The organism is Bradyrhizobium sp. i1.15.2 (assembly GCF_040548425.1).
GTDB lineage: Bacteria > Pseudomonadota > Alphaproteobacteria > Rhizobiales > Xanthobacteraceae > Bradyrhizobium > Bradyrhizobium canariense.
The window spans coordinates 269,826-286,492 of sequence record NZ_JBEPRQ010000002.1 but is presented as its reverse complement, the minus strand read 5'-3'; the positions used below and the strand labels follow the sequence as shown (position 1 = coordinate 286,492).

13 protein-coding genes are annotated in these 16,667 nt (G+C 65.0%); 6 read left to right on the top strand and 7 right to left on the bottom strand.

Features of this window, described 5'->3' with window-relative positions:
• The first annotated feature begins 22 nt into the window (after positions 1-22).
• On the top strand, positions 23-589 hold the full coding sequence (locus ABIB80_RS06170; protein ID WP_007599420.1) for a nucleotidyltransferase family protein: 567 nt from the start codon (positions 23-25) through the stop codon (positions 587-589).
• A 160-nt stretch (positions 590-749) separates the two neighbouring features.
• Here the strand turns inward: ABIB80_RS06170 and ABIB80_RS06165 are convergent, their stop codons facing one another.
• The 3 genes from ABIB80_RS06165 to ABIB80_RS06155 all read right to left on the bottom strand — a co-directional run bounded on the left by ABIB80_RS06165 (position 750) and on the right by ABIB80_RS06155 (position 3,387).
• A complete protein-coding gene (locus ABIB80_RS06165) occupies positions 750-1,310 on the bottom strand; it encodes a PAN domain-containing protein (protein WP_007599419.1) in 561 nt (186 codons plus the stop codon).
• 112 nt (positions 1,311-1,422) lie between these two features.
• The gene (locus ABIB80_RS06160) at positions 1,423-2,793 is read right to left on the bottom strand and encodes a glutamate--cysteine ligase (RefSeq protein WP_007599418.1); all 1,371 of its coding nucleotides are present in this window, start codon (positions 2,791-2,793) and stop codon (positions 1,423-1,425) included.
• 99 nt (positions 2,794-2,892) lie between these two features.
• Positions 2,893-3,387, bottom strand: coding sequence for a MarR family winged helix-turn-helix transcriptional regulator (locus ABIB80_RS06155; RefSeq protein ID WP_007599417.1), 495 nt, complete (start codon positions 3,385-3,387; stop codon positions 2,893-2,895).
• A 126-nt stretch (positions 3,388-3,513) separates the two neighbouring features.
• Between ABIB80_RS06155 and gstA the strand changes: the two genes are divergently transcribed.
• Entirely contained in the window at positions 3,514-4,128 is a 615-nt protein-coding gene (gstA, locus tag ABIB80_RS06150; RefSeq protein ID WP_007599415.1) for a glutathione transferase GstA, read from the top strand.
• Positions 4,129-4,198: 70 nt separating this feature from the next.
• Here gstA and ABIB80_RS06145 read toward each other — a convergent pair whose 3' ends face one another.
• From ABIB80_RS06145 to ABIB80_RS06130, 4 genes are all read right to left on the bottom strand, one after another.
• Entirely contained in the window at positions 4,199-6,412 is a 2,214-nt protein-coding gene (locus ABIB80_RS06145; RefSeq protein ID WP_007599413.1) for an FAD-dependent oxidoreductase, read from the bottom strand.
• A gap of 19 nt (positions 6,413-6,431) precedes the next feature.
• Entirely contained in the window at positions 6,432-7,640 is a 1,209-nt protein-coding gene (locus ABIB80_RS06140; RefSeq protein WP_007599410.1) for an acetyl-CoA C-acetyltransferase, read from the bottom strand.
• A gap of 68 nt (positions 7,641-7,708) precedes the next feature.
• The gene (locus ABIB80_RS06135; protein ID WP_354127137.1) at positions 7,709-9,499 is read right to left on the bottom strand and encodes an acyl-CoA dehydrogenase C-terminal domain-containing protein; all 1,791 of its coding nucleotides are present in this window, start codon (positions 9,497-9,499) and stop codon (positions 7,709-7,711) included.
• Positions 9,500-9,537: 38 nt separating this feature from the next.
• Entirely contained in the window at positions 9,538-9,924 is a 387-nt protein-coding gene (locus ABIB80_RS06130; protein WP_007599406.1) for a nuclear transport factor 2-like protein, read from the bottom strand.
• A 199-nt stretch (positions 9,925-10,123) separates the two neighbouring features.
• On the opposite strand from ABIB80_RS06130, the gene ABIB80_RS06125 reads away from it, so the two are divergent.
• The 4 genes from ABIB80_RS06125 to ABIB80_RS06110 all read left to right on the top strand — a co-directional run bounded on the left by ABIB80_RS06125 (position 10,124) and on the right by ABIB80_RS06110 (position 16,577).
• Complete coding sequence (locus tag ABIB80_RS06125; RefSeq protein WP_007599404.1) at positions 10,124-10,714, top strand: PadR family transcriptional regulator; 591 nt, start codon at positions 10,124-10,126, stop codon at positions 10,712-10,714.
• Between the two features lie 365 nt (positions 10,715-11,079).
• On the top strand, positions 11,080-14,520 hold the full coding sequence (locus ABIB80_RS06120) for a tetratricopeptide repeat protein (protein WP_007599401.1): 3,441 nt from the start codon (positions 11,080-11,082) through the stop codon (positions 14,518-14,520).
• 372 nt (positions 14,521-14,892) lie between these two features.
• A complete protein-coding gene (locus ABIB80_RS06115) occupies positions 14,893-15,810 on the top strand; it encodes a sulfite exporter TauE/SafE family protein (protein WP_007599400.1) in 918 nt (305 codons plus the stop codon).
• Positions 15,807-16,577, top strand: a complete 771-nt coding sequence (locus tag ABIB80_RS06110; RefSeq protein ID WP_035993981.1) for a TIGR02186 family protein — start codon at positions 15,807-15,809, stop codon at positions 16,575-16,577. The genes ABIB80_RS06115 and ABIB80_RS06110 overlap by 4 nt, the downstream gene beginning before the upstream one ends.
• The last annotated feature ends 90 nt before the right edge of the window (positions 16,578-16,667 follow it).

The window sequence follows — 16,667 nt, the reverse complement described above, 5'->3', positions numbered from 1 at the left end:
CGGGAGAGGGAGTGCAATAGTGATGGTCCGCGACGAATTTCTGGCTCTCGCCCTGCGAAATCCGTTGAACGCAGCGATCCTCGATGAAATCCATCGCCTCGCGCTGCCGGATGCGTGGCTCGTCGCGGGCTGCCTGGTGCAGACGGTGTGGAACGTGCTCACGGGCCGCCCGATCGATCACGGCATCGCCGATTACGACGTGTTCTATTTCGATTCCGACACCTCATGGGAGGCGGAAGATGCGGTGATCCGCAAGCTGCACGCGCAGCTCGCGCATCTCGGCCCCAAGGTCGAAATCCGCAACCAGGCACGCGTGCACCTTTGGTATCCCGGCAAGCACGGTCTGCCCTATCCACCCTTGATGCGCGCGACCGACGGTATCGACCGCTTCCTCACGGAGAATACGCAGGCGGGCATCCGCTCTGCCGGTGGGGATTTCGAGGTCTACGCGCCGCACGGATTCGACGACATCGCGAAGCTGATCGTGCGACCCAATCGGACGCCGAATTTTTCCGCCGCCAGTTACGCGGCGAAGGCGGCACGCTGGAAGACGCTGTGGCCCGAGATCACGGTGATCGCGGCCGAATGAGATGTCCGCTTTACCCTCCTCGCCATTGCGAGGAGCGAAGCGACGAAGCAGTCCAGAGTGCCGCCGCGGAAGCAATTCTGGATTGCTTCGCGGAGCCTGTCATCGGGCCGCGCTTCGCGCGGACCCGGTGGCTCGCAAGGACGGTGGTGAGAGCTGCATGCTATCTCACCACGCCCGACGTGAACCCCGCCTTCCGCCGCGGCGGTTTGATTTCCTTTTTCAGGAAGCAGCGCGCTTCGCGTCCGGTGTAGCCGGGGCGGGCATAGGTGAAGGCGCGGCATTTGTTGTCGGCGGTGCAGGCGGCCTTGCAGGCCTCTTCGCCTTCGCCGTCCTTCATCTCGAAATTGCGCAAATCGCCGCCGGGGCGGTCGATCGAGGTCTCCACGCCTTCGACGCGCGGCTCGATCACGCCGGCGCCCCGCACACCGGAGATGCAGCAGCTTCCCGGCACGCGCGCAGGCACCGTGTTCTTCAGCCAGCACACGGCCGAGCCGCCTTCGACGTCCGGATAGCTGAAGCTCCACGAGCGGCACCGGCGGTCGCGCTCGCACAGCAGCGCGCAATCCTCCGGATCGCCCGACGTGACCGGGGTGCTGAAATAGTCTCCGCCGGGCCGGTCGAACGCCGTCTGGGCGCGCGCAGGCCAGCTCGCAAACACGAGCGAAAGCAGCGCGGCGCAGGCCGCGACGCTTGCCAGGACGGCCAGGCGGCCCTTCCCCATCGGAACAGCTTTCGAGTTATTGACGACGCTCGGGTTTTTCAGCCGGCCATTTGATCGCCGCAAACCTGTACGGGCGATGAACGGCTCAGCTCCCGACCGCTCGTCTTGTGTCCTAGAACGCGTATTCCGCGTAGGCTGGTTCCACCGAGCCGTTCCAGGGACCCTTGAACTTGTCGAGCATCTCCTCAGCCGGCGTGCGGCCGGAATCGATGATGCGATCGAGCGGCTCCAGATGCCTGGTCTCGTCGCGGCCGAGCTGGTCGATCCGGCCGCGCCGGCGCAAGCCGGCATGTGCCAGAACGAGGCATTCCTTGGCGATCTCGAACAGATAGCGGTCCTTGATCCGCGATTTGAAGCCGAAGCGCGGCACGTCGTCGCGCAGGGCCTGGCGCTCATGCGCGCTCCAATGCTTCACCAAGTCCCAGGCGGCATCCAGCGAGACATCGTCGTAGAGGAGCCCGGCCCAGAACGCCGATAGCGCCGGCAGACGGCCCCACGGGCCACCATCGGAGCCGCGCATCTCGAGATAGCGCTTGAGCCGCACCTCCGGGAAAATCGTCGAAAGATGGTTGGCCCAGTCCGACAACGTCGGACGTTCCCCAGGCAAATTGTTGTTGCGACCATCGAAGAAGGCGCGGAACGAGGAGCCCGAGACGTCGATGTAGTCCTCGTCGCGCTTGACGAAATACATGGGCACGTCGAGCGCGTAATCGACATAGCGCTCGAAGCCCATGCCGTCCTCGAATGCCCACGGCATCATGCCGGCACGCGCGTTGTCGGTATCGCGCCAGATCTCGGACCGGAAGGAGAGAAAGCCGTTCGGCTTGCCCTCGGTAAACGGCGAATTGGCGAACAAGGCGGTCGCGACCGGCTGAAGCGCGAGCGAAACACGCAGCTTCTTGACCATGTCGGCTTCGGAGGAGAAGTCGAGATTGGTCTGTACCGTGCAGGTCCGGTACATCATGTCGAGGCCGTACTGGCCGACCTTCGGCATGTAATTGGTCATGATCTTGTAGCGGCCCTTGGGCATCACCGGGATGTCGGCGCGCGACCAGGACGGCGTCATGCCGAGCCCGAGGAAGCCGATGCCGAGCGGCGTTGCGATCTCGCGCACCTGCGCCAGATGCGCCATCAGCTCACTCTGGGTCTGGTGCACGTTTTCGACCGGAGCGCCCGAAAGCTCGAACTGCCCACCGGGCTCCAGCGAAATCGCGCCGCCGCCGGTGACGTCGTAGAGGCCGATGATGTTGCCCTTCTCCATGATCGGCTCCCAGCCGAGCAGGAGCTTCATGCCTTCGAGCAGCGCGCCGATACCGCGCGGGCCCTCATAGGGCACCGGGCAGTGGCCTTCGAGCGTGAACGGCGTCTTCTCATGCTCGGTGCCCATGCGGAATTCGGACGGGTCCTTGCAGCCTTCCTCGAACCACTTGACGAGTTCGTCACGCGATTGCAACGGCGTCATATCGATCTGGTCTCGCGCCATATCAGACTCTAATCAAAAGCGCTTCGATCGAACGCGCGTGGGTGACAGGGATGGTCCGCGCAGCCACCGGCTGCACGGACGAGCTGGTTTGCCGCGCGATCATCGCAACGGCGTGGTTTCGTTGACGTGGGCAGGCGGCAGTTTCATCTCGCCGCACGAGCAGCCCAGACGGTCGAGCAGACCGCTGAGCTTCACGGCATCCGCATCGGACAGCTTCGAACCGACATATTTCTCGATCGCGGCAGAATAGGCGCCCCACATCCGCTTCTGCAATTCGCGCCCGGCTTCCGTGATCTCCACGAACTGGCCGCGCTTGTCGATCTTGCATTCGCGCCGCGAGGCGAGGCCTTCGTCGACCAGGCGGTCGATCAGCCGCGATGTCGAATATTGCGGGATCAGCATCTGCCGTTCGAGTTCGACCGGCCGGAGCTCGCCCGAGGGCGCCCGTGACAGTTCGAGCAGCGCGTCATACCATGCCAGCGGTGGGAAGCCGGCCTTCTTCAGGTCCTGCTCGACGCAATTGAGCACACGGCTCTGCACCCGCATCAAGCGGATCCAGGCGGAAGTCGCCTCGGTCGATGGTTTGCGTTTCATGGTCCCGCTCAAGCTCGTCGCCCGTCTCTTACCCTATTCGATGCAGCTGCATCAATCTTGACTATTTCAAGCAGATGCATGTAGTCGTTCTTTCGCCTGAACCAAGCAACAAGAGGAGGAAATTCCATGAAATTGTACTATTCGCCCGGTGCCTGCTCGCTATCCCCCCATATCGCGCTCCTGGAAGCCGGCCTGCCGTATGAACTGGTCAAGGTCGATATCCGGGCCAAGAAGCTCGAAAACGGTGAGGATTATCTGAAGCTGAACCCCAAGGGCCAGGTCCCTGCGCTGGGCCTCGATAGCGGAGAGATCGTGACCGAAGGCCCGGTGATTGTCCAGATGATCGCCGATCAGGCCTCGGCCAAGGCGCTGGCGCCGGCCCACGGCAGCTCCGAGCGCTACAAGCTGCTCGAATGGCTGAACTTCCTCACCTCGGAGGTCCACAAGAGCTTCGGCCCGATGTTCGCGCCGGCGCTGAACGACGAGGCCAAGGCCTTCTTCAAGGACCGCGTCATGGGCAAGCTGAAATACATCGACAGCCAGCTCGCCGGCCGCGACTACCTCATGGGCAAGCAGTTCACGGTGGCCGACGGTTATCTCTTCACGATGCTGACCTGGGCCGACCGGATGAAGTTCGACCTGTCGGCGATGCCGAACCTTGCCGCGTACAAGACCCGCGTCGCGGCGCGGCCGCAGGTGCAGGAAGCGATGAAGAAGGAAGGACTGATTCAGGCTGCCTGAGGCGCCCATGCGAAAGGCCGGATCGAGATCCGGCCTTTCGTAATTTTCGTCCCGGCTACGGTTCAGAGAATCACGCCGCCGCCTTGTTCGGAGCGAAGCGGCCGTAGAAGGTTTCTCCCTTTGCGGCCATCTCCTCGAGGAGTTTCGGCGGGGTGAAGCGCGAGCCGTATTTCGCTTCCAGCTTGTGGCAAAGTTCGACGAACTTCTTCGTGCCCATGAAGTCGATGTAGGACAGCGTCCCGCCGGTGAACGGCGCGAAGCCGAAGCCGAGGATCGAGCCGACATCCGCCTCGCGCGGATCGGTGATGACGTGATCCTCCACCGTGCGCGCGGCTTCCACCGCCTGCACCACCAGGAAGCGCTGCTTCAACTCCTCGACGTCGAGCGTATCAGGGTCGAGCCGCTTGGGCTGCAGCGCGGAGAGGCCCGGCCACAGGCTCTTCTGTCCCTTGCCCTTCTCGGGGTAGTCGTAGAAGCCTTTGCTGTTCTTGCGGCCCAGGCGGCCCTGCTTCTCGACCATTTCCACCATCAGCTTCTTCTGATCGGGATTGATGGCGTTGGGGCCGAGGTCGGCTTCCGTCGCCTTCATGATCTTGAGCCCGAGGTCGAGCGCGACCTCGTCCGACAGCGAGAGCGGGCCAACCGGCATGCCGGCCATCTTGGCGCAGTTCTCGATCATCGCGGGCGGCACGCCCTCGAGGAACATCTCGTTGCCTTCGGCGACGTAGCGGCCGACGCAGCGATTGGCGAAGAAGCCGCGGCTGTCGTTGACGACGATTGGCGTCTTGCCGATCTGGCGGACGTAGTCGAGCGCGGTCGCGATCGCGAGATCGCCGGTGTTCTTGCCCTGGATGATCTCGACCAGCATCATCTTCTCGACCGGCGAGAAGAAGTGGATGCCGACGAACCTGCCCTGGTCCTTGAAGGATTCCGCCAGCGAGGTGATCGGAAGCGTCGAGGTGTTGGACGCGAAGATCACGTCCGGCTTCATATGCTCCTGCGCCTTGGCAAAGGTATCAGCCTTGACCTTGCGGTCTTCGAACACGGCTTCGATGACGAGATCGACGTCCTTCAGCGCGGAATAGTCCGCCGTCGGCGTGATGCGCGCGAGCAGGGCTACTGCGTCGCCGGGCTTGGCGCGGCCCTTCTTGATCTGCTCTTCGATCACCTTCTGCGCATGCGCCTTGCCCTTGTCGGCGCTCTCCTGGTCGCGATCGATCAGGACGACGTCGAGACCGGCACGGGCCGAGACATAGCCGACGCTCGCCCCCATGAAGCCAGCGCCGATCACGGCGATCTTCTTCACCTTGGTCGGCGGCACATCCTTCGGACGGCGCGCGCCCTTGTTGAGCTCCTGCATCGACAGGAACAGGCTGCGGATCATCGCCGCCGCTTCCTTCGAGCGCAGCACCGAGGTGAAGTAGCGCGACTCGACACGGAGCGCGGCGTCGATCGGCAGCTGCAGGCCCTCATAGACGCAGCTCATGATCGCGCGTGCGGCCGGATAATTGTCGTAGGTCTCGCGGCGATAGATCGCGTTGCCGGCCGGGAACATCATCATGCCGGCCTTGGAGAACACCGGGCCGCCCGGCAGCTTGAAGCCCTTCTCGTCCCAGGGCGCGACGGCCTTGCCGCCGCCCTTGATCCAGTCCTTTGCCGTCTTGATGAGGTCGGCGGCGGGAACGACGGCGTGAATCAGATTCAGCGCCTTGGCTTTCTCGACCGTGACCGGATCGCCCTTGAGCAGGATCGTCATCGCGTCCTGCGGCGGCACCAGGCGCGGCACGCGCTGCGTTCCGCCAGCGCCCGGGAACAGGCCGACCTTGACCTCGGGCAGGCCGAGGCGGGTCTTGGGATTGTCGGCCGCCACACGATAGTGACAGCACAGCGTGATCTCGAAACCGCCGCCGAGCGCGAGGCCGTTGATCGCCGCCGCCCACGGCTTGCCGGAGGTTTCGATCGAGCGCAGCACCTGCGAGAAGCGCCGGCTCTGCTCGAACAGCATCTGGTTCGCCGCGGTCTCGCCCTGCTCCTTGAACAGTTTCGCGTAGGCCTGATTCATGCTCTCCAGCATGGAAAGATCGGCACCCGCGCAGAACGCTTCCTTGGCGGAGGTGATGACGGCGCCCTTCACCGTAGCATCGGCCGTGGTCGCCTTGACGATCGCGTCGAGCTCGCTGGTCGAGGTCTCGTCGAGCACGTTCATCGAACGGCCCGGGATGTCCCAGGTGACAAGCGCGATGCCGTCGGAATCGGTCTCAACCTTGAAGTTCTTGTAAGCCATGCTGGTTGCTCCCCTACCCTTAGACGCGTTCGATGATGGTGGCGGTGCCCATGCCGCCGCCGATGCACAGCGTCACCAGCGCGGTCGCCTTGTTGGTGCGCTCGAGCTCGTCGAGCACGGTGCCGAGGATCATCGCACCGGTCGCGCCAAGAGGATGGCCGAGCGCGATCGCACCGCCATTGACGTTGATCTTGGCGTTGTCGATGTCGAAGGCCTGGATGTAGCGCAGCACGACGGAGGCGAAGGCTTCGTTGAGCTCGAACAGGTCGATGTCCGACTTCTTCATGCCGGAGCGCGCAAACAGCTTTTCGGTGACATCGACCGGGCCGGTCAGCATCATCGCGGGCTCCGAGCCGATATTGGCGAATGCGCGGATTCTTGCACGCGGCTTCAGGCCGTATTTGCTAGCCGCTTCCTTGCTGCCGAGCAGAACCGCGCCGGCACCATCGACGATGCCCGACGAATTGCCGGCGTGATGCACGTAATTGACGCGCTCGATTTCCGGATGCGACTGCACCGCGACGCCGTCGAAGCCGCCCATCTGCGCCATCATCGTGAACGCCGGCTGCAGCTGCGCCAGCGACTGCATCGTCGTCGACGGACGCATATGCTCGTCCTTGGCGAGGATGGTGAGGCCGTTGATGTCCTTCACCGGGACGACCGACTTGTCAAAGCGGCCTTCTTCCCAGGACTTCGCCGCTCGCTGCTGGCTCTGCACCGCATAGGCGTCGACATCGTCGCGCGAGAAGCCGTATTTGGTCGCGATCAGATCGGCCGAGATGCCCTGCGGCATGAAATAAGCCGGCACGGCCATCGACGGGTCCATCGGCCAGGCGCCGCCGGACGCACCGATGCCGACGCGGCTCATCGATTCGGCGCCGCCGCCGATCACGAGCTCGTGCTGGCCGCTCATCACCTGGGCTGCGGCAAAATTCACGGCATCGAGGCCGGAGGCGCAGAAGCGGCTGATCTGCACGCCGGGGACCGCCTCGCCGAGGCCCGCCTTCAGCGCGGCAAAGCGCGCGATGTCGGAGCCGGCTTCGCCGACGGGATCGACCACGCCGAGAATGACGTCATCGACGGAATCTTCCGGCAGGTTGTTGCGGTCCTTGAGCGCCTTGAGCGGCACGGTCGCAAGCGCGAGCGCGGTGACTTCGTGCAGCGCGCCGTCCGCCTTGCCGCGGCCGCGCGGGGTGCGGACGTGGTCGTAGATGAATGCCTCAGGCATGACGCCCTCCTGATGTGATGATCTTCTGGTCTTGATCTGGTTTTGGACGGGTCGCAGCGAAAGCAGCTTCAGAACGCTTCCGCCGGCAATTCCATGATGGTGGCGCAGCCGGCCTGGATGCGCGCGAGATTGGCGGCGGTCTCCGGCAGCATCCGCTCCATGAAGAAGCGGCCGGTGACGAGCTTGGTCGAGAGATAGGGCGTCGTCCCGCTCTCGGCAATCTTGGCCTGCGTCACCTTCGCCATCTTCGCCCACATGTAGCCGAGCGCGACGAAACCGAAGAGATTCAGGTAATCGGTCGCGGCGGCTCCGGCATTGTCGGGCTTCGCCATCGCGTTCTGCATCAGCCACGTCGTGGCCTGCTGGAGATGGCCGAGCGAAGCCGAGAGCGGGGTGATGAAGGGCTTCATCGCCTCGTCGCCGCCGTTCTCCTTGGCGAAGGCCATGACCTCGCCGAAGAACGCCATGATGGCGCGGCCGCCATCGCGCGGCAGCTTGCGGCCGACGAGGTCGAGCGCCTGGATGCCGTTGGCGCCTTCGTAGATCATGGCGATGCGGGCATCGCGCACGAACTGCTCCATGCCCTGCTCGGCGATGTAGCCGTGGCCGCCATACATCTGCTGCGCCTGCACCGCGTTGGCGAAGCCGTAATCGGTGAGAAAGCCTTTCAGGACGGGCGTCATCAGGCCCATGTGATCGTCGGCGGCCTGGCGGTCCTTGGGATCCTCGGAGCGATGGGCGACGTCGCTCTTCAGCGCGGTCCACATCACGAAGGCGCGCGCGGCCTCGTTGAAGGAGCGGATCGACAGCAGCGTGCGACGCACGTCGGGATGGACGATGATCGGATCGGCCGGCTTGTCCGGCGCCTTGGCACCGGTGAGCGAACGGCCCTGGATGCGATCCCGGGCATAGGCGACCGCGTTCTGATAGGCCACTTCCGACTGCGCGAGACCCTGCACGGCGACGCCGAGGCGGGCCTCGTTCATCATCACGAACATGCCCTGCATGCCCTTGTTCTCTTCGCCGATCAGCCAGCCCACGGCGTTGTCGTAATTCATCACGCAGGTGGAATTGCCGTGAATGCCCATCTTGTGCTCGATCGAGCCGCAGACGACGCCGTTGCGCTGCCCCACCGAACCGTCGGCATTGACCATGAATTTCGGCACCACGAACAGCGACACGCCCTTGATGCCGGCGGGCGCGCCCTCGATACGGGCGAGCACGAGGTGGATGATGTTGGGCGCGAGGTCATGCTCGCCGGCCGAAATGAAGATCTTGGTGCCCGTGATCTTGAAGCTGCCGTCGGCCTGCCGCACCGCCTTGGTGCGGAGCATGCCGAGGTCGGTGCCGCAATGCGGCTCGGTCAGGTTCATGGTGCCGGTCCACTCGCCCGCCACCATCTTCGGCACGTAGGTCTGCTTCTGCTCCGGCGTGCCGTGGACGATCAGCGCCGCGGTCGCGCCCATGGTGAGGCCGCCATACATCGAGAACGCCATGTTGGCGGAGATCTGGAATTCGTTGACCGCCTGGCTCAGCGTCACCGGCAGGCCCTGGCCGCCGAACTCGGTCGGCGCCGACAGGCCGAGCCAGCCGCCCTCGGCGACCTGCTTGAACGCCTCCTTGAAGCCCTTAGGCGTGGTGACGCTGCCGTCATCGGCGCGCTTGCAGCCTTCGAGATCGCCCACGCGGTTGAGCGGCTGCAGCACCTCCTCGGCAAGCTTGGCGGCTTCGCCGAGAATGGCTTCACGCACGTCGCTCGACGCATCGGAGAAGCCGGCCAGATTGTCGTAGCGGTCGATCTGGAAGACGTCGTTGAGCAGGAAGTTCACGTCTTCGACGGGGGCTTTGTAGATCGGCATGGTGGTCTCCCGGCAGGCCTAGAAGTGATGATGCTGGCTTAGGATTGAGCGGCGGCGAGCTGCTCCGCCATCAGGCGGTGCAGCATGTTGATCGCCTTGAGCGGCCGCACCATCACCTTGAAATGCGTGATGCGTCCCTCGCCGTCGAAACTGATGATGTCGACGCCGTTGATCTCGATGCCGTCGATGATGGTCTTGAATTCGAGCACGGCGCCGCTCTCACTCTTCCATTCGCCGACATAAATGAAGCCGGGACCGCCAAGCACCTTCTCGGCGCTGGCCAGATATTTGAAGGTGATGTCGCGGCCGCGCTGCGGCGCGTGCACGACGGGGCTTTCGAAGATCGCGTCGGGATGGAGCAGGTCCCAGAGCGCTGCCCGGTCATGCGACTTCATGTAGCCGTACCAGGATTCGAGGCCGGTCATTCAGCTGCCTCCCTAAAGGCTTCGGCAAAAAACGCGAAAACAACCCCATGCACAGTAGCGCGAAGGTTGATTCCATTGGGGTTTTCGGGGCGGTGTTTGCCCTCGTTCTTGGATCACCTCATATGCACATTGACGCATATGCGCCGATGCGCATAAAGTCAAGCCAATTGGTTAAGGTCAAGAACAGGAGGACCGGGTCATGGCTTTGGGCGACGCAATCCTCGCATGCCTGACGGAACGTCCGATGACGGGCTACGAGCTCGCCAAGACATTCGATTCCTCGATCGGCTTCTTCTGGAAGGCCGACCACCAGCAAATCTACCGCGAGCTCTCCAAGCTGCGCGACCGCGGCTACATCCAGGGCCGCGAGGTCGTGCAGACCGGCAAGCCCAATAAGCTGATCTATACGCTGACTCCGGAGGGCCGAACAGCGCTGCGGCACTGGGCCGCGCGGCCAAGCACGCCCCCCTCGATCAAGGACGACCTCCTGGTGCGGCTGCATGCGCTCGACAGCATCGGCCTCGAGCCCATGCGCACCGACCTGATGGCCCGGCTCGAGCACCACCGCGATCGCCACGAGAACTACGAGCGGATCCTGAAGAAGCGCTTTCCGGAAGGGGCGGCCTCCGGCGTGCTCGACCTCGGTAACCTGCTGCTGCTTCAGCTCGGCGCCCGGCACGAGCAGATGGTCGCCGATTTCTGCGAAGAGGCGCTCGAGGCCCTGTCGGCGATGAGCGCTGGCGGCACCGTGGTGCCGCTGGAGGACGGCAAGCGCGAGGGCAAGGGCTGAGCGAGTCGACCATTCCAGCCCAGTTTGATGTGTCAGCTAATGTCTCCGAACAACTGTCAGTGATCTGTCCGGTCTAAACAGAAGGCGGGCGATCCAGCATTCCAGAGGCTGCGCGGCTGGAATCGAGGGGCTGCAGCGTGCTGGATGCCCCGCTTTCGCGGAGCATGACAGCGGTGGGTGTCGCACACCGCTGGCCAACTTTAAGACACCGTCAACGGGTTCCTTAACCCGTTATTTACCGTAACAGACAAAAGTCGGTTTTCGAGGCAGACGACCCGCGCCAAATTCGATTGTCTTTGCAACGGGCACGCGTGGGGAGGCTGGAGGCGCCGGGTGGGGCGCCGGAGTCGGGACCGGACAGAGTCATGAATTCGCGCGTATCGTGGAGTGTTGACGGCATCGATCCCTCCGTCCGGGAGCGGGCCGAAGCTGCTGCGCGTCGCGCCGGCATGTCACTCAACGATTGGCTGAACTCCACGCTCGGCGAGACCGCCCCGCCGAACTTTCGCGGACTTTACGATCAGCGTCCGCAAGCCCAGCACGTCCCGAGTCAACTGCCGAGCCAAGTCCCGAGTCACGTGCCGAGCCAGGAAAGTCGCGAAGTCGCCGACATCCACCAGCGGCTCGACGCCATCACCCAGCAGATCGAACGGATTTCTAAGCCCGCGCCGCGGCAAGATCCTTCGCGACAAGATACTCCGCGACCAGACGTCTCGCGCGAGCAAGGCGTTGCGCGCCAGCTCAACGACGCGATCTCGCGTCTCGATGCCCGGCTATCGCAAATTTCGAAACCGCAGCAGGCTCCGGCACCGCGGCAGGCACCCGTTGAAACGCGCCAGCGCCAGGCCGATGCGGTCGAGCGTGCGGCAGCGCAGGTCTATCGCAGCTCACCGCCCCTGAGCCCCGCTTCGTTCGACGTCGCGGTCGCCGAGATCACGGCACGGCAGAGCGAGCTCGACGGCTTTACGCCCAGGCAGATGCCGCCGCGCGCAGCACCCTCGATCGCGCCTGCGGCAGCTCCTTACGCGCCCCCCGCGCCGCCTGCCTACGCTCCGCCGCCACCGCAGCCGGGGCCGGGGCCGGATTTCTCTGCGCTCGAGCGTCATCTGCTCAAGATCACGAGCCAGATCGAATCGCTCCAGCGCCCCGACAATACCGAGCAGGCGATCAACAGTTTCCGCAGCGAGCTTGCGGAGATCCGCAACGCCATCACCGAGGCGATGCCGCGCCGCGCGATCGAATCGATCGAGAACGAGATCCGCTCGCTGCATCGGCGCATCGACGAGACCCGCTCCAACGGCACCGACGGTCAGGTCCTGTCCGGCATCGAGCACGCGCTGTCCGAGATCAAGCAGGTGCTCCGCACGCTGACGCCGGCCGAGCAGCTCACCGGCTATGACGAGGCGATCCGCAATCTCGGCGCCAAGCTCGATCTGATCCTGCGCGCCAATGACGATCCCTCGACGGTCCGCCAGCTCGAAGGCGCGATCTCGGCGCTGCGCGGCATCGTCTCCAACGTCGCTTCCAACGAAGCGCTGGCCCGGCTCTCGGATGACGTGCAGCTGCTGTCGTCCAAGGTCGACCAGGTCACCCGCGCCTCGGGCAACGGCGACAGTTTTGCGGTGCTGGAGCAACGCATCGCGGCGCTCACCGCGGCTCTGGAAACGCGCGAGCGCCCTCAGCCACCCGAGAGCAGCGAGCATCTCGAAAGCGCGATCCGCGCCCTGTCCGACCGTTTCGACCGCATGCAGGTCGGCAACGACTCGGCTTCGACCTTTGCTCATCTTGAACAGCGGGTCTCGTATCTTCTGGAGCGGCTCGAGGCCGCCTCCGATCCGCGCAACGGGAATTTCAGCCGCGTCGAGGACGGGCTGCACGACATCCTGCGCCACCTGGAGCGGCAGCAGGCGACCTATTCGGCGCTGGCCGAGAGCCGCAACTCCGCGCCCCCTGCCGAGTCCGGCATGGTCGATCTCGTCAAGCGCGAGCTCTCCGACATCCGCTTCAGTCAGGCCGAGACGAACCGGACCACCCAGGACTCGCTGGAGGCCGTCCACAACGCCCTTGGCCACGTGGTCGATCGTCTCTCGATGATCGAGGGCGATCTGCGCAATGTGCGCACCGCGCCGCCCGCCCCAGCGCCGCAGCCGATGCCGATGGCCGCTCCCATGGCGCCCGCGCCGATGGCGCACGAGCCGCGGCCGCAGCAACAGCAGCACCCGAAATACGATCCGAAGCCCGAGCTGCCCAATCCGGCCGCCGCGCAGGCGGCGCAAGCCGCCTTCGCCGCCGCGCCGCGCGAATTCCATGCCGCCGCGCCGGCAGCGCCGCCGCCGATGCCGATGGCACCGCCGGTTCCGCCACGCGCGATCAGCGAAATCCTGGAGCCGCATACGGCGCCCACGCGCGCCGCGCTCGCGCCCGAACTGCCGCCGGATCATCCGCTCGAGCCCGGCACCCGGCCGGGTGCACGCATCGCCACGTCGTCGGAGCGCATTGCTGCGTCCGAAAGCGCAATCAGCGAAATCCCGGCCGCGCCCAAGGAGCCGGTGTCGTCGTCGAGCTTCATCGCCGCCGCACGCCGCGCAGCCCAAGCCGCCGCCGCGCAGCCGCCCGAAAAGCCGGCACGTGGCGCCAAGGCCGCAATCGCCCGCGCCAAGGACAAGGGCCAGGAAGGTGGCGCGACCATCACCTCAAAGATCCGCTCGCTGCTGGTTGGCGCGAGCGTGGTCGTGATCGTGCTCGGCACCTTCAAGATGGCGATGAACCTGCTCGATGGCAGCAGCCCGTCGCCGTCGCCGCAGGCGATGGAGAATTCGTCGCCCGCGCCCGCGCCGCAGGCCCCTCCGCCGGTCGAGAACAAGCCCGCCACGCCCGAGCAGGTCACGCCGTCGATGACCTCGCCGACCCCGATCGGAAAACAGTCGCAGAACAATGCCGCGCCGGGGTCCGTGACGAGCCCGAGCGGCACCGCTTCGGTCGAAATCCCGCAAACCGCGGCGCCAACCCCGCCTGCGGCCTCCAGCGACGTCACCGGCGCGCTGTCGGGCACGAGCCGTGCGAAACTCGCGATGATCCAGGTGCCGCCGAGCGAAAAGCTGCCTGACGGCATCGGTGGCCCCGGCTTGCGCACCGCCGCGATGAAGGGCGATGCGACCGCAGCCTACGAGATCGGCGTGCGCTTTGCCGAGGGCAAGGGCGTGGCCGCGAATTACGACGAAGCCGCCAAATGGTACGACCGCGCGGCACAGGCCGGCGTGGTGCCCGCAACCTTCCGCCTCGGGACACTCTACGAAAAGGGTCTCGGCGTGAAGAAGGACGCCGACATCGCCCGCCGCTACTACACGCAAGCCGCCGAGCGCGGCAACGCCAAGGCGATGCACAATCTCGCGGTGCTCGATGCCGATGGCGGCGGACGCGGCGCCAACTACAAGAGCGCGGCATTGTGGTTCCGGAAGGCCGCCGACCGCGGCGTTGCCGACAGCCAGTTCAACCTCGGTATCCTCTACGCCCGCGGCATCGGGGTGGAGCAGAACCTCGCCGAGTCCTACAAATGGTTCACACTCGCCGCCGCCCAGGGTGACGCAGACGCAGCAACCAAGCGCGACGACGTCGCCAAGCGGCTCGACCCGCAATCGCTCGCCGCCGCCAAGCTCGCGATCCAGACCTTCAGCGCCGAGCCGCAGCCCGACGACGCCGTCAACGTTGCGGCCCCGAACGGCGGCTGGGACAGCGCGCCGCAGGCCAACGCGAAGCCCGCGCCGAAGCCGGTTGCGAGCAAGAAGTCGGCGTCGGCGGTGCATTAATCGGTTTAGTACGCTTTCTCCTCTTGTCGTCGCCCGGCTTGACCGGGCGACCCAGTATTCCAGAGGCCGGCGTTAAAGAGCTCGCTCTCACGACAACGGGGCGGCGTACCAGTATTGGAGAGACACCGGTTTGATGCGGAAAGGCCGCGGCGTACTGGATGCCCCGGTCAAGCCGGGGCATGACCGTGGAGAACGTGGCGAAGTCCTCGGCGCACGAAAAGTGGCCATCTGATTCCTCACCCTCATTCACCACGCCCGAAATTCCTGGTCCCGCCCGCCGTCGAATTCCGCTATTGAGGGGCGCGGCAATCGTTCTGCTCTCCTGCGAGCATTCCGCGCAATCGATCCGTCTCGTCGGCGCGTGGTTTCTCGATGCAGCTCTATCTCCCGATCGCCGATCTTCCGGTCAACGTCTTCCTCGTGCTAGCGATGGGCGCGGCGGTCGGCTTCGTCTCCGGCATGTTCGGGATCGGCGGCGGCTTCCTGATGACGCCGCTTCTGATCTTCATCGGCATCACACCGGCAGTCGCGGTCGCTTCCGTCGCAAGCCACATCGCCGCCTCGTCCTTTTCCGGCGCCCTCGCTTATTGGCGGCGACGCGCGATCGACCCGGCGCTGGCGAGCGTGCTGTTATGCGGCGGCGTAACCGGGACGGCTCTCGGGGTGTGGACCTTCACGCAGCTGCGCGCGCTCGGCCAGCTCGATCTGATGATCGCACTGTCCTACGTCGTGCTGCTCACCACCGTCGGCAGCCTGATGTTCTCCGAAGGCCTGCGTGCCCTGATGCGGACCCGGCGCGGCGCGGTGCCGCCGCGACGCACGCATAACTGGATCCATGGCCTGCCGCTGAAGATGCGGTTCAAGCGCTCCAAGATCTACCTCTCGGTCATTCCGATCGTGATCGTCGGCATCCTGATCGGCTTCATTGGCGCCATCATGGGCATCGGCGGCGGCTTCATCCTGGTGCCGATCATGATCTATTTGCTGCGGGTGCCGACCTCGACGGTGATCGGGACGTCGATGGTCCTGACGCTGGTCACGATGCTGTTTGCGACCTTGCTGCATGCCGTGACCAATCATTTGGTCGACGCGGTGCTGGCGCTGATCCTGATGGTCGGCGGCGTCACCGGCGCCCAATTCGGCGCCCGCGCCGGCCAGAAGATCCGCGGCGAGCAGTTGCGGCTGCTGCTTGGCCTCTTGATCCTCTCGGTCGGCGTCCGCTTCGCCATCGAGCTGGTGATCCGGCCAGAGGATCTCTTCACCATCCGCGAGCTGGGAGTGAACGGATGATGCGCGCAGCTCTCGCGGTCCTGCTTGTCCTGCTGCTCGGCTCCGTCGCACGCGCCGAGCGGCTGATCGTGTCGGTCTCCAACCATCGCGTCACGGTGACGCCGAACTATTCCGGCGAGGAGCTGGTGCTGTTCGGCTCGGTCGAGAAGGACGCCTCTACGCCCGCTGACCGCAAGACCTACGATCTCGTCGTCACCGTGATGGGCCCCCGCGCCGACATGGTGACGCGGCGCAAGGAGCGCACCTTCGGGATCTGGATCAACACCGACTACCGCCAGTTCCTGGCGGTGCCGAGCTATCTCGCATTGTTCGCCAACCGCTCCTTCGAGGCGATCACCTCGCCCGAGATCGCGCGACGCCAGCAGATCGGGCTCAACAACGTGCTGCTGACCCAACGCGTCAGCGGCGACTATGCCGATGTGGTGCCGAACGACGCGTTCCGCTCCGCCTTCATCCGCCTGCGCACCCAGCGCGGTCTCTACCGCGAGGATCCGAGCGCGGTGACGTTCCTGACACCGACCCTGTTCCGCACCGGCATTCCACTGCCGGCGGAGGTGCCGATCGGCACCTATGAGGTCGAGATCAAGCTGTTCGCCGACGGCGCGTTCATCGGCAAGACCGAGACCGCGTTCGAGATCGTCAAGGTCGGCTTCGAGCAGTTCGTCGCGACGACGGCGCGCCAGAACGGGCTGATCTACGGCCTCGTCACCGCCGCGATGGCGCTGATGACGGGCTGGATGGCGTCGATTGTTTTCAGGAAGGATTGAGGGAACTACGCTCTCTCCTCTCGTCGTCGCCCGGCTTGACCGGGCGACCCAGTATTCCAGAGGCTGGCGTTAGGCAGTTCGCTCTCACAA